The sequence below is a fragment of the Hyphomicrobiales bacterium genome (assembly GCA_017642935.1).
Lineage (GTDB): Bacteria > Pseudomonadota > Alphaproteobacteria > Rhizobiales > MH13 > MH13.
On record JAEPOK010000001.1, the window covers coordinates 1,318,310 to 1,331,624 of the forward strand.

Sequence of the window (13,315 nt, forward strand, 5' to 3'; positions counted from 1 at the left end):
AATCTGGGGGGATGGTGGCGCATAAGGCGCCTGCCTGTGGCGCTTAGATGGCAGCGCCGTACCGCAGGTCAGGCGTGTCGTCAAACAATCGCGCGTGCATGCCCAATGCATAGCGATCCGTCATGCCGGCGATGAAGTCACACACCGTCCGCGCCAACGCAGCCTCCGTTGGGTTCTCACCTAGGGTACTGCGCCAGTCCGCCGGCAATTGATCAGGATGAGCCAGAAGATGGGCGAACATGGCGCGCAGGACTTGGTCGGCTTGTGAACGCAAGGTCATCATTTCAGCATTGCGATACACCGTCTTGAACAGAAACGCCTTGATCATCCAGACATCTTCAGCCACCGCATCGGAAAAGAGAGCGAGCGTCTGACCGGCCTTTTTGACGTCATCGGCCGTTTCGACACCGGCTGCTTTTCGGCGCGTGCGGGTCGTCCGATCGACATCTTGGATAAGCTTGGTGATCAAGCGGCGGGTGAACTCTCCCATCCGCCGTTCGGCGGCGATCTGCGGATGGGCGGTTTCAATCTCGCGCAGAATGTCATCGACCATACCAACGTGGCGCAAGTCATCGAGGGCAAAGAAGCCAGCACGCACGCCATCGTCGATATCGTGGGTGTTGTAGGCGATATCATCGGAGATCGTGGCAATCTGCGCCTCCAGGCTGCCATGGTCGCTGAGCGCCAGAATCTCTGCATCCAGTCCGTGGCGATCCATGAAGTCGATCAACGCGAACGGCAATACACCGCCGAGCTTGGGGTCAAGAACCTTCCCCGGTGCGTCGGTCATCGGGCCATTATGTTTGATGATGCCCGCCAGTGTCTCGAAAGTCAGGTTGAGACCATCAAAGGACGCGTATCTCTGCTCCAACTTCGTCACGATGCGCAGGGTCTGCGCGTTGTGTTCAAACCCACCAAAGGGCTGCATGACGGCAGCGAGAGCATCCTCGCCGGTGTGTCCGAAGGGCGTGTGGCCAAGATCGTGCGCCAAGGCCAGCGCTTCGGTGAGGTCGGTATCGAGTCCAAGATTGCGAGCCAGCGAACGGGCGATCTGGGCAACTTCGATGGTATGGGTCAGGCGCGTGCGATAGTGATCGCCCTCTTCTGACATAAAGACCTGTGTTTTGTGCGCCAACCGGCGAAAGGCCTGTGCATGCACGATGCGATCACGGTCACGGCGAAACGGGCCGCGATCAACGCTTTCCGGTTCCTCCAAAACACGGTTGCCCGAGGCCATGGGGCGCGCCGCGTAGATGGCTAAGTCTTGGGATGGCGTGTCTGTCACAGGTGGCTTTGGGTCACTGTTTCCGATTGGGTTTGATCTAAGGCGTGTTCATGCTTACCTCTAGTCAAACATAGATGCGATGACGAGCTTTGAGCCGTCTCGCATGGACATAACCAAACCACAGGACGTGATCATGACCGTTCAGGTGAACGAACAGGCAGAAAGCGCTGCCCCCCCGATGGAGGCCGAAGGTGTTTCGGTTACCCAGGCGGCGCTCGACCGTGTCGCCATTTTGATGAAGGATGAACCGGCTGGCACCATGCTGCGTGTCAGCGTGGAAGGTGGCGGCTGTTCGGGTTTTCAATACAAATATGAGCTGACGCAGGAGCAACTCGACGATGATGTCGTGCTTGGCGACGACACGGTCAAAGTGCTGGTGGACGCGGTGTCCCTGCCCTATCTGGCCGAAAGTGTGATCGACTACAAAGTGTCATTGATGGGCGCGGCGTTTGAGATTTCCAATCCCAACGCCACCGCGTCCTGCGGCTGTGGCACCAGCTTTTCACTTTGATGGATATCGCGACTTGGAACATCAATGGCGTCAAAGCGCGCCTTGAGACGGCGCTTTCCTGGCTGAAAGAAGCCTCACCCGATGTTGCCTGTCTTCAGGAAATCAAATCCGAAGACGCGCCCTTCCCACGCGAGAAGTTCGAGGCGCTGGGCTATCACGTCGAAACGCACGGGCAAAAGGGTTTCAACGGCGTTGCGATTCTCTCCAAGACACCGCTCAGCGATGTGACGCGCGGCCTGCCGGGTGATGATAGCGATGAACATGCCCGATTCATCACGGCGCGTGTTGCCCCACCGGACGAGAGTGATTTGCCGACCGTGCGCGTCGCCTGTCTTTACCTGCCCAACGGCAATCCGCTCGGCACGGAAAAATTTCCCTACAAACTCGCCTGGATGGAAAGGCTTATCGCGTTTGCGGAGGATTGCTTAAAGCGCGAGGACCCCTTGGTGTTTGCTGGCGATTACAACGTAATACCTGATGCGCGCGATCTCTACAGCGAGAAGGCTTGGGTCGATGACGCACTTTATCAGCCGGAAAGCCGAGGCGCTCTTCGCCGGTTAGAAGCGCTCGGGTATACGGACGCTTTGCGGGCCGTCAGCGATGAGCAGCATTTCACCTTTTGGGATTATCAGGCCGGCGCCTGGCAAAAAAATCACGGCATTCGCATCGATCATCTGCTTGTTTCGCCACAGCTCGCCGATAGCCTGGCAGGCGTGCGTGTGGATGATCATGTGCGCGGTTGGGAAAAACCGTCCGACCATGTGCCGGTCATCGGGCAGTTTGCAGCTTAGGCGGCTGCCATTTCCTGTTCCATGTGCGCATCGACGACCGGGCGGAAGGCGTTGACCAAACCCTTGTCGAGCTTTTCAGGAATGGATTGCAGGTACGCGTAGGCATCGTTGGGATGCATTGCGCCCTTGTAGGAGCGCTCGTCGATCAGTGCCGCGTACATATCGATGATGGTCAGGCAATGGACCATGTCGTTGATCTGATTGCCTTTCAGGCCGCGCGGATAGCCTGATCCATCCAGCAACTCATGGTGCGAGTAAGCCAGATCGATGATCACGGGATTTATGTTGTCGCCCGCCTCAAGGATGCGTTTGCTCTCCTCTGGGTGCGTGCGCATGATTGCTTCCTCTTCAGGCGTCAGCGGCCCTTCCTTGTCGAGGATGGCAAGGGGAATGCGCATCTTGCCAATGTCATGAAGCAGTGCGCCCCGAGTAAACAGATGCATGTCCTTGTCTTTGACGCCCAGCATCCGCGCCCAGACGGAGGCAAATCCAGCAACCGCCATACAATGGCGGGCGGTGGAAGAATGGTAGCTATCAACGGCGGTCAGCCAGCTACCAAGCCCATCCTTGTCGAGCGCGGTGCAGACATCTTTGGTGGCGGCGCTGAGTGCAACGACCGTGGTCGCGGAGTCGCCATTGTCAGCCGAAAAGGCGCTGAGAAACTTGCGAGCGGTGCTCTGCACGGTCGCGGCGGTTTCGTTGCGCTGTTGCTTGCGGATTTCGGGCAGTCGCGTGTCCATCCGTTCCACGGCATCAAGCATCACATCAGCGCGCACAGGCAGCGGAAGTAGCTTGTCTGCGAACAGGCGTACGGAAGCGGAAAACTGGCGTGCGACGCTTTTGGGCATGCACAAAATGCGCGGCTTATTGGATAGTTCATGCTTTTCAAGCCATTCAAGCAGCGGCTTCATCCCGTATTCGGGAAAGTCGACAAATGACATGATGACGATGTCAGGCTTGGCCATAAACTCGGGAAGTGGGGCCAGCGGGACGTGCATGTCCACCTGCGTTCTGCCATCGAAGGCATCAAGCGCCGTCGCCGACTTAACCGAGCCGTCCGTCAGGGCCAAAATCTTCATACGCAGGTCTATCCCAATCCTCGAACGCACCGGCTCGCGCAAATGATAGGAATAGTTCGTCGGGGTAATGGAAGGGTTAACCCTCCGGTTAGGCTCACCTTTTTGGTGTAAGCAAACCCGGCCACAACCAACTTTCCGTTGCGGAATTGGGCGGTTTTATTGGCTTGCGACCTCTTCGGCGCGGCGCGCATGAAGAACCGCCAGGCCATCTGGGCTTGTTAGCCATTCTTCCGCCATCTGCAACGAGCGGGCACGCAGGTCTGTGTTGGCAAGGGCCAGATACCTTTCCTGGACATTGCGCACACGCTGTTCTTCATCGGGTGTCACGGCAAATTCGCCAGCAATCAGCAGCCATTTTAGCCCGTCGGCCGGGCTGGCACGCATGCCATCGGCGCCGGCATAGAGCAGCTCGCCAAGACTCAATTGTGCATCGACATGACCTTTGAGCGCCGACAGTCGAAGCCAACGGCCAGCTTGGCGCACGTCCACATCGCCACCCTCGCCGTGCAGCAACATCATACCAAGATGATACTGCGCATCCGGATCACCGAAATAGGACGCGGCATAAGAGAAGATCTGACGCGAGCGCGTGTGATCGGGCGATAACACGCCGCCAATGCCGCTGTTGTAATAGCCCGCAATCGCAACAAAGGCGTTGGCGACAAAACGTGCACGCGGCGTATCGGGACGATCCTCGGCATGCGCATTGGCGATCTGCGAAAAGTAGGTGAACGCGCGCGCATCGTCTTCGGCCACGCCATCGCCCTGCGCGTACATACGCGCCAGTTTCCAGCGCGCCACGGCATGACCGCCTTCGGCAGCCGCCTCAAGCGCCTGTAGGGCTGTTTGTACATCGCCTGAGTAATAGGCCGAGGTTCCAGCGGCAAAAGCGGCGCGCGGATCATCGATCCACGCGTCCGTCGGCGAGGTTTGTGCAAAGGCTGCCTCCGGCGCTAGGGCGCCAGCCAAGCCGACGCCCAACGCTAGGCCTGCGGCCAGCGCTGGAAGACGGAAGGATTGAACGTTTGCGCGATACGCTCGCAAACGCCGAAGGGCACTAGATATCTGCATAGGTTACCTTTTCAGCCTTACCGCCGGGGTGCGTGACAGCACCATCGCGTGCGGGGCCAACAGTCTGTGCGTACTTCCAAAGGACGCCGGAAGTGTGATGATTTTCGCGCGGTTTCCAGGCTTTTTTGCGCTCGGCCAGCTCCTCGTCGGAGAGATCGACCGCAATCGTGCCTTCAACAGCATCGATGGAAATGACATCGCCATTGCGCAACAGACCGATCGGGCCGCCAACTGCGGCTTCGGGTCCAACATGGCCGATGCAGAAGCCTCGGGTCGCACCGGAGAAGCGTCCATCGGTGATCAGCGCGACCTTGTCGCCCATGCCCTGACCATAAAGGGCCGCTGTTGTGGACAGCATTTCGCGCATTCCCGGTCCCCCCTTTGGTCCTTCATAGCGGATAACCAAAACCTCGCCTTCTTCAAAGGCGCCGGTGCGGACCGCTTCAAAACACTCTTCTTCTGAATCGAAGCATCGCGCAGGACCGGTAAATTTCAGGTTGCTCATTCCTGCAACTTTTACGATTGCACCTTCTGGCGCGAGATTTCCCGCAAGGCCCACGACACCACCGGTTGGCGTGATCGGGTTGTCAGCGGGAAACACGACATCCTGTTCGGCGTTCCATTCCACGCTTTCCATATTCTCGGCCATGGTGCGGCCGGTAACGGTCATGCAGTCGCCGTGCAGGAAGCCGTGTTCGAGCAGTGTCTTCATCAAGAGCGGGATGCCGCCGGCCTCGAACATGTCCTTAGCGACATATTTCCCGCCCGGCTTGAGATCGGCGATATAGGGCGTCTTCTTGAAGATTTCCGCGACATCGAAGAGGTCGAAGTCGATACCGATCTCGTTGGCGATGGCTGGCAGATGAAGCGCGGCATTGGTTGAGCCGCCCGATGCGGCGACCACGGTGGCCGCATTTTCCAGCGCTTTGCGGGTGACGATATCGCGCGGGCGAATGTTGCGAGCCAGAAGCTCCATCACTTTTTCGCCGGCCGCAGCACAGAACCGATCTCGAATTTCATAGGGCGCAGGCGCGCCACACGAGTAAGGCAGTGCCAGACCGATCGCCTCAGCGACCGTCGCCATCGTGTTGGCGGTGAACTGCGCGCCACAGGATCCGGCCGATGGGCAGGCCACCTGTTCCAGTTCTTCCAAATCTTCATCCGACATCTTGCCGACGGAATGCATGCCGACCGCCTCAAACACGTCTTGAACCGTAACCTGACGGCCCTTGAAGGTGCCCGGAAGAATGGAACCGCCATAGAGGAAGACCGACGGCACATTGAGGCGAACCATAGCCATCATCATGCCCGGCAGGGACTTGTCGCAACCGGCGAGACCAACCAGCGCGTCGTAACAATGGCCGCGCATCGTCAGTTCAACGGAGTCGGTGATGACATCGCGCGAAACCAGCGAGGACTTCATGCCCTCATGGCCCATCGCAATGCCATCGGTCACGGTGATGGTGCAGAACTCACGCGGCGTGCCATTGGCCGTGGCCACACCTTTTTTCACAGCCTGGGCCTGGCGCATCAGTGCGATGTTGCAGGGGGCGGCTTCGTTCCAGCAGGACGCCACGCCAACGAGCGGCTGGCCAATCTGGTCCTGCGACAAACCCATCGCGTAAAGATAGGAGCGGTGCGGCGCGCGCTGTGGCCCGGAAGTCACATAGCGGCTCGGCAACTTGGATTTGTCGAAGACTTTGGCGTCCATAAATTCTTTCCCTACGAGCGACAGTTTCTGTTTATGCGGCAAATCCCTGTGGCCCGGGACATTGCCATCCGCGCTCGTTGTGCAGTGGCTGTCCGCGCGAAGTTGGGCCAAAAGGGGGCAAGCGCGCCTCCCCTCTTCTTAGGGCAGAGCAATTGTCAGTGCTGTTGCGTTTCAGCCACATTGGCGGCTTTGCCACCACGCCGCCAGCCGATTGACCCTGTACGCATTACTTATGGTTACCGCCGGGCCATTGATGACTGGACTTGAGAAGGATCATGGCGCTGCGCGCGAACTTGTGCAGTGCTGCAACCTTTCAGTGCATCAAGCAGCCGGACAGAATGGGACACAGGATGAACCAAACACGACGCGAGGATACCGAGTTGGGTCAACCCAATGGCGCCGATCGCACGGCCATCTCGGACATGGAAACGGTGGTGTCGGAGTCAACGCCTCCCGACCGCAATGATCCTGAGAGCATCCGTCGCTTATTTGAGACCGGCGAGTATCCCTATAAGCACAAAATGCGCCGCAACACCTATGAGGCCAACAAGGCGGAGCTTCAGGTTGAATTGCTCAAGGTCCAGCGCTGGGTGGAAGAAACCGGCGAGCGCATCGTTCTGTTGTTCGAAGGCCGCGATGCCGCCGGTAAGGGCGGAACGATCAAACGCTACATGGAGCATATGAATCCCCGGACGGCGCGCGTTGTGGCGCTTTCCAAACCGACCGAGCGCGAGCGCACGCAGTGGTATTATCAGCGCTATATTGAGCACCTGCCTGCAGCTGGCGAGATCGTGATGTTCGACCGCTCCTGGTACAACAGGGCCGGCGTTGAACGCGTGATGGGCTTTTGCTCGCCGTCGGAATATCTGGAGTTCATGCGCCAGACGCCGCAGTTTGAGCAGATGCTCACGCGCTCTGGCATTCGCCTGTTCAAATACTGGTTTTCGGTGAGCCAGGAGGAGCAGCTGCGCCGTTTCAAATCGCGTGAACACGACCCGCTCAAGCAATGGAAACTGTCACCGATTGACAAGGCATCGCTGGATAAGTGGGACGATTACACCGAAGCCAAAGAGGCCATGTTCTTCTACACCGACACCGCCGACGCGCCCTGGACCGTCGTAAAATCAAACGATAAAAAGCGCGCGCGGCTTAACTGTATGCGGCATTTCCTGGCCTCTCTGCCTTATCCGGACAAGAGCAAGGATGTGGCACGCGGGCCTGACCCACTGATTGTGGGGCACTCAGCTCATGTCATCCGGCGAGATGATCATATTCTCGGCAAAGCTCTGCACCCGGACGGTGTGGCGTAGTACTGGCAGATGAAGTCATCCCGGATCGGTCTTACCGTCCGGGATGACCGGTGACCGGTAAGGTCTCTAGGCTGGCAAGCGGCCAAACGCCTCGGCGACCTTCATCTTGTCAGCCTCGTAACCGGCGCGCTTTTCACGCTCGCCCGCAACAACTTCTTCCGGCGCACGGGCTGTGAATTTTTCATTGCCGAGTTTTTTGTCGATCCGGGCAATCTCGCCATCAAGCCGCTCGATCTCTTTGGCAAGACGAGCCCTTTCAGCCGCCAAATCGACCACATCGCCAACGAGCAAACACAAGGTCGCCTCACCTACCACCTGCTGGATCGAACCTTCCGGCGCAGCGTCGGCGAGCGTGATCGCTTCGAAGCGCCCCACGCGTTCCAGAACGCCTTTTTGGCCGGCAAGGCGTGATTGGGTGGCCTCGTTCGCTCCGACCAGGGCAGCCGAAAGCTTTGCCCCTGGCGCAATGTTCATTTCCGAGCGCACGGACCGAGTCTTCGAAATGAGGTCGATCACCCAGTTGAGGTCGGCCGCGGCCTCCTCGTTCTCATAGGAAAGCGTTGGCCAAGGCGACAGCGCAAGAACGTTCTCGCGCCCATGAGCGCCTTCGGTTTCGGACCAAAGCTCTTCAGTGATGAATGGCATGAAGGGATGCAGCAGAGCGAGAATTGTGTCGATGACATAGGCCATAGTGGCCCGTGCCTCGTCTTTTGCAGGGCCGTCGTCGCCATTAAGTGTTGGCTTCAACAACTCCAGATACCAGTCGCAGAACAGGTTCCAGGTGAACTTGTAGGCTGCACCTGCGGCATCGTTAAAACGGTAACCCTCCAGGGCGTCGTCGATCTCGGCGATCGCGCGGCTTGCTTCCGTCAGCACCCACTGGTTCACCGGTTCCTTGACCGCCGATGGATCGAAGTCGGCCTGGTGCTCGGCGCCGTTCAACTGCGCAAAACGCACCGCGTTCCAAAGCTTGGTCGCAAAGTTGCGATAACCACCAATACGTTGGGTGGAGAGCCTGATGTCACGGCCCTGCGCCGCCATGGCCGCCAAGGTGAAGCGCACAGCGTCGGCGCCAAACTCATCTATCAGCACCAGCGGGTCGAGCACATTGCCCTTCGATTTCGACATCTTGGCCCCGTGCTCGTCGCGCACAAGGGCGTGGATGTAGATGGTGTGGAACGGCTCGACCGGCTGCCCATGCTCATCCTTCATGAAGTGCAGGCCCATCATCATCATTCGGGCAACCCAAAAGAAGATGATGTCGAAACCCGTCACCAGGACATCGGTCTGGTAATAGCGCTTCAGCTCCGGCGTGTCTTCTGGCCAGCCAAGGGTGGAGAATGGCCAGAGCGCGGAGGAAAACCAGGTGTCAAGCACGTCGGGATCACGTGTCAGGATCTCACCAGGCTTGAAATCATTCATTTTTTCCTCAACCCAGGCCTTCCATGGCCCTTCGTGAGCGAGGTAGTGCTGGACCGCCATGTCGAGTGCGACCTCTTCGTCCTCGGCCACGAAGATATGGTCGTCCGGCCCATACCAGGCCGGGATTTGATGACCCCACCATAGCTGGCGCGAGATGCACCATGGCTCGATATTCTCCATCCACTCGAAGTAGGTCTTTTCCCAGTTCTTCGGGACGAAGTTGGTGCGCCCCTCTTTCACTGAGGCCAGCGCCGGTTCAGCAAGGGTTTTGGCGTCCACATACCATTGGTCGGTCAGCATCGGTTCGATGACCACCTTCGAGCGATCACCAAATGGCTGCATGATCCGCTTGTCTTCGACCTCGATCATCAAGCGTTCGGCGTCGATGTCGGCAATGACCTTTTTGCGCGCGTCGAAGCGGTCCAAGCCGCGATACTCATCGGGCACCAAATTGATGAGATCGACCTCGTTCTTGTCCGGCTCACCCCCGGCTTCCAGAATTGCTTTGGCCTTGGCAGCCTCGCGGGCATAGGGCTCGCCATCAGCGCGCATCTCTCCCTTGGAATCCATCAGGCGGTAGAGCGGTATCTGATTGCGCCTCGCTACCTGATAGTCGTTGAAGTCGTGTGCGCCCGTGATCTTCACCGCACCGGAACCAAAGTCAGGGTCCGGATACTCATCGGTGATGATCGGGATCAAGCGGCGATGCTCTTTGGGACCCACCGGGATCTCACATAGCTTGCCAAGGATCGGCGCATAGCGCTCGTCAGACGGATGAACAGCCACTGCGCCGTCGCCAAGCATGGTTTCTGGCCGCGTGGTAGCGATGGAAATATAGTCGCGCGTCTCGCGCAGCGTGACATTCCCATCCTCATCTTTCTCGACATAGTCATAGGTCTCGCCGCCGGCCAGCGGGTACTTGAAGTGCCACATATGACCGTCGACCTCGATGTTTTCCACTTCAAGGTCGGAGATTGCCGTCTCGAACTGCGGGTCCCAGTTGACCAGGCGCTTGTCTTTGTAAATCAGCCCTTCGCGATGCAACTGAACAAAGACCTTCAGCACCGCCTTGGAGAGGCCCTCATCCATCGTGAAGCGCTCACGCGACCAGTCACAGGATGCGCCAAGGCGTTTGAGCTGATTGATGATCGTGCCACCGGACTCGTTCTTCCAGGACCAAACGTGGTTCAGGAACTCCTCGCGCGTCAGATCGCGGCGCTGAATTTGTCGCAGCGCGAGATCACGCTCCACCACCATCTGTGTGGCAATGCCGGCATGATCCGTGCCCGGCTGCCAAAGCACATCATGGCCCTGCATGCGTTTTTGACGCACCAGAATGTCCTGCAGCGTGTTGTTGAGCGCGTGGCCCATGTGTAGCGAGCCGGTGACGTTGGGCGGCGGAATGACGATGGTGAAACTGTCAGCGCCCTCTTTGCTGCCGGCACCGGCAGCGAACGCTTTTGCCTCATCCCAAGTGTTGGCGATGCGCTGCTCGATATCGGCAGGCGCAAAGGTTTTTTCCATCGTCATAACGGTCACGTTTTTCAAAGGTATGGTGGGGCTCCATCGCTGCCATGGGCCGTGAGGTAACATTGGCCAACATGGAACGCGCGTTTTCTCGCGCCCGTTAAAGGCGTTCAGCAACGGTGCTGTCAACCACACGGTCTAGGGTGGGAACGGCCAGGCAGAGGGATTGATTTAAGAGCGAGGTCCGCGGCGGGCGACTCGCTCGATCTCTTCGCGCACCATCTTTTCGACCATGGTTGGCAGATTCTCATCGAGCCAGCTTTTAAGCATCGGGCGCAGCATATCCTGCACCAAATCCTCAAGTGTGCGTGCGTTACCGGAAAGCATGGTCGAAGCCAGATCGGCAAACGCTGCTGAAACCGCGCCATCGGTTTCCTTCGATATCAGACGCGCCGATGCAGGAAGCGGCTCATGGACAACCGGTTCTGGCTCAGGTTCGGCTGCTACCGGTTCTGGCTCCGGCTCAGGTTCCGGCTCGGCAAAATCGAGATCTTCCGGCGCGTCGAACAATTCATCGGCCATGTCATCGGCATCGGCCTGCAACGCGCCTAGGTCGAGGACATCGTCATCCTCGTCCAATTCTGGTTCTCGTTCGGGCTCAGGTTCCGGCTCTGCCTCAACGGCAGCAAATCCGTCGTCTTCATCCCCGGCTGGTTCTTCAGCGGGTTCGGGCTCGGCGGGCGCCGGATCGGCGAACAGGGCGTCGAGATCGGCTTCGGAGATGTCCTCGTCGGCAGCGCTCTCCAGCTCCGGCTCTTCGCTGGACGCCTCGGCTTCGGCGGATTCGTCCGCAGGTGGTTCTTCGTCGGCCGGCTGCTCCGGCTCATCATCGGAAATGATTTGGCGAATGGACGCCAAAATCTCTTCCATCGAAGGTTCGGCATTCGCGCTAGACTTGGACATTGCGCACCGCTTCCCGCTACCCAAGGTTCCCGGCTGTGCTCGCCGTCAAAGCTCTCATTCAATTGAGTTCCCGACGGCAGCGCCAGCTGCAAACCAACTTGATTCGAAGGCATTATGACACAGCGCGGCGTACAGCCATGCGAGTCAAACGCCAATCATACATGCATTTTCTGGGGGAAAGCGCTTAACGAACCCTTAACCATGACCGGAAACGGGCCGTTAACCGCCTATTGGCGGCAACGGAGGGCGCGATCAATCGCCAAAGATGACACCGCCACGACCATCGGGCGTGCGCAAGCCATACCAACGGTCGCGAACGGCATCGTAATGCTCCACCGGATTGTAGCGCGCCACCTGCAGACCCAGTGTCTCGGCCGACAAGCGACCCAGCGCTGATGCCAATGAATAAGACGCCACAACCAGATCGCGACGGGCGTTGATCTCGGCGATCCGGGCGGTGATCAATTCATCCTGCGTGTTGAGAACATCCAGAGTGGTGCGCTGACCGACGCGTTGTTCCTCAATCGTGCCAGCGAGCGCGACCTGCGCGGCCGACACCTGGGCGTTCGAGGCTTCAATCTGCGCGCGTGCTGCTTCAAGCCCGCCAAAGGCCGAATAGATGGCAGCGCGCACCTGCTCACGCGTCACGTCGAGCTCGAGGCGCCGTTGTCCAAGCGTCTCGATCGACTGGCGGATCGCCGATGTTGCGCGACCGCCCTGATAGATTGGCACGCTCAGGCGCAGCGTCGCCGCAAATGTATCATTGGGTCCGCCAGCTGTCCCGACGTCCCAGGAGCGCTGCGCCGACCCTTCCAAGTCAACTGACGGCAAAAGCTCGCCTTCAGCAATCGCCACGGCGCTTTGAGCAACATCGATGTTGGCGCGGGCAGCGACGATCGCAGGATGTGTTGCCAGCGCATTGTCCAGCGCGCCTTGCAGCGTACTTGGTATGCCATTGGTGAACGGGCTTGGCGTTACCAGTTGGCGAGGATCAATGCCGATGACCTGCCGATAGACGGCATTGGAAGCCGTCAGAGCAGCTTGGGCAGCGCTGACCTGCGCCAAGGCAAACGCGCGGCGAGCGTTGGCTTGGGCTATGTCCGTGCGCGTGCCCTCGCCGACATCAAATCGTGCCTGGGCGGCGCGAACCTGCTCTTCAAGGAAGCCAACATTCTGTTGACGAAGTGACAGGATGGCGCGGTCGGCAAGGACATCCATGTAGGCCTGCGTCGCCGAGACGAAAATGTTCTGTTCAGTGTTCTGCAAACCGGCACGCGCCGCCGCCACGCCAGCCTCAGCTTGCGCCACCGAGTTTTGGGTGCGGAACCCGCGGAAAAGCGGTTGCGTAATCGTGATCCCAAGCGTTGTCGGGTTCAAATCGGTGGATGTGTTTGGCCGTCCGTTAGGCCGGCTCTGTGTGGTGCTCAGGCCGGTGGTTGCGCTGCCAGAAACCGTCGGCCGGTAACCGGAAAGTGCCTGGGGAACGCCTTCGTCTGTGGCGCGGAGGCCGGCGCGTGCAGCGTTGAGTTCCGGGTTGTGTTGGTAGGCCCTAGCAAGTGCGCCAGCCAGCGTTTCAGCTTGCGCCGTGGCAAGCGGGCCAGATACCGCCATGACCACGCTCGCAACACCTGCCAACGCCATGGTTTGCCATGTTTTTTTCATGATCGGTACGCTCGCCCACACACTTGATTATCACTGAGGAATT

10 protein-coding genes are annotated in these 13,315 nt (G+C 58.9%); 3 read left to right on the forward strand and 7 right to left on the reverse strand.

Translation table 11 applies throughout. The annotated features are described in order from the left end of the window. Positions 1-43: 43 nt before the first annotated feature. Positions 44-1,237: a deoxyguanosinetriphosphate triphosphohydrolase gene (locus JJ917_06220; protein ID MBO6698407.1), complete on the reverse strand. Its 1,194-nt coding sequence runs from the start codon at positions 1,235-1,237 to the stop codon at positions 44-46. Between the two features lie 226 nt (positions 1,238-1,463). Here JJ917_06220 and JJ917_06225 point away from each other — a divergent pair, with 226 nt between their 5' ends. Beyond that, positions 1,464-1,796 (forward strand): iron-sulfur cluster assembly accessory protein, encoded by a 333-nt coding sequence (locus JJ917_06225; protein MBO6698408.1) that lies wholly within the window; start codon positions 1,464-1,466, stop codon positions 1,794-1,796. Further along, complete coding sequence (gene xth, locus JJ917_06230) at positions 1,796-2,587, forward strand: exodeoxyribonuclease III (GenBank protein MBO6698409.1); 792 nt, start codon at positions 1,796-1,798, stop codon at positions 2,585-2,587. The genes JJ917_06225 and xth overlap by 1 nt, the downstream gene beginning before the upstream one ends. Here xth and JJ917_06235 read toward each other — a convergent pair. The 3 genes from JJ917_06235 to ilvD all read right to left on the reverse strand — a co-directional run bounded on the left by JJ917_06235 (position 2,584) and on the right by ilvD (position 6,448). Beyond that, positions 2,584-3,666: an HD domain-containing protein gene (locus tag JJ917_06235; GenBank protein MBO6698410.1), complete on the reverse strand. Its 1,083-nt coding sequence runs from the start codon at positions 3,664-3,666 to the stop codon at positions 2,584-2,586. The two genes, xth and JJ917_06235, sit on opposite strands and share 4 nt — an antisense overlap. A gap of 156 nt (positions 3,667-3,822) precedes the next feature. Then, positions 3,823-4,635, reverse strand: a complete 813-nt coding sequence (locus JJ917_06240; protein ID MBO6698411.1) for a sel1 repeat family protein — start codon at positions 4,633-4,635, stop codon at positions 3,823-3,825. An 88-nt stretch (positions 4,636-4,723) separates the two neighbouring features. Then, positions 4,724-6,448 carry a dihydroxy-acid dehydratase gene (ilvD, locus tag JJ917_06245; protein MBO6698412.1) on the reverse strand — a complete coding sequence of 575 codons (1,725 nt, stop codon included), beginning with the start codon at positions 6,446-6,448 and terminating at the stop codon, positions 4,724-4,726. A 338-nt stretch (positions 6,449-6,786) separates the two neighbouring features. Here ilvD and ppk2 point away from each other — a divergent pair, with 338 nt between their 5' ends. Next, positions 6,787-7,758: a polyphosphate kinase 2 gene (ppk2, locus tag JJ917_06250; GenBank protein MBO6698413.1), complete on the forward strand. Its 972-nt coding sequence runs from the start codon at positions 6,787-6,789 to the stop codon at positions 7,756-7,758. A gap of 66 nt (positions 7,759-7,824) precedes the next feature. Here the strand turns inward: ppk2 and JJ917_06255 are convergent, their stop codons facing one another. The 3 genes from JJ917_06255 to JJ917_06265 form a co-directional block, all read right to left on the reverse strand. Continuing rightward, complete coding sequence (locus JJ917_06255) at positions 7,825-10,704, reverse strand: valine--tRNA ligase (protein MBO6698414.1); 2,880 nt, start codon at positions 10,702-10,704, stop codon at positions 7,825-7,827. Positions 10,705-10,878: 174 nt separating this feature from the next. Further along, positions 10,879-11,610 carry a DUF2497 domain-containing protein gene (locus JJ917_06260; protein MBO6698415.1) on the reverse strand — a complete coding sequence of 244 codons (732 nt, stop codon included), beginning with the start codon at positions 11,608-11,610 and terminating at the stop codon, positions 10,879-10,881. 252 nt (positions 11,611-11,862) lie between these two features. Then, on the reverse strand, positions 11,863-13,251 hold the full coding sequence (locus JJ917_06265) for a TolC family outer membrane protein (GenBank protein ID MBO6698416.1): 1,389 nt from the start codon (positions 13,249-13,251) through the stop codon (positions 11,863-11,865). Positions 13,252-13,315 lie beyond the last annotated feature (64 nt).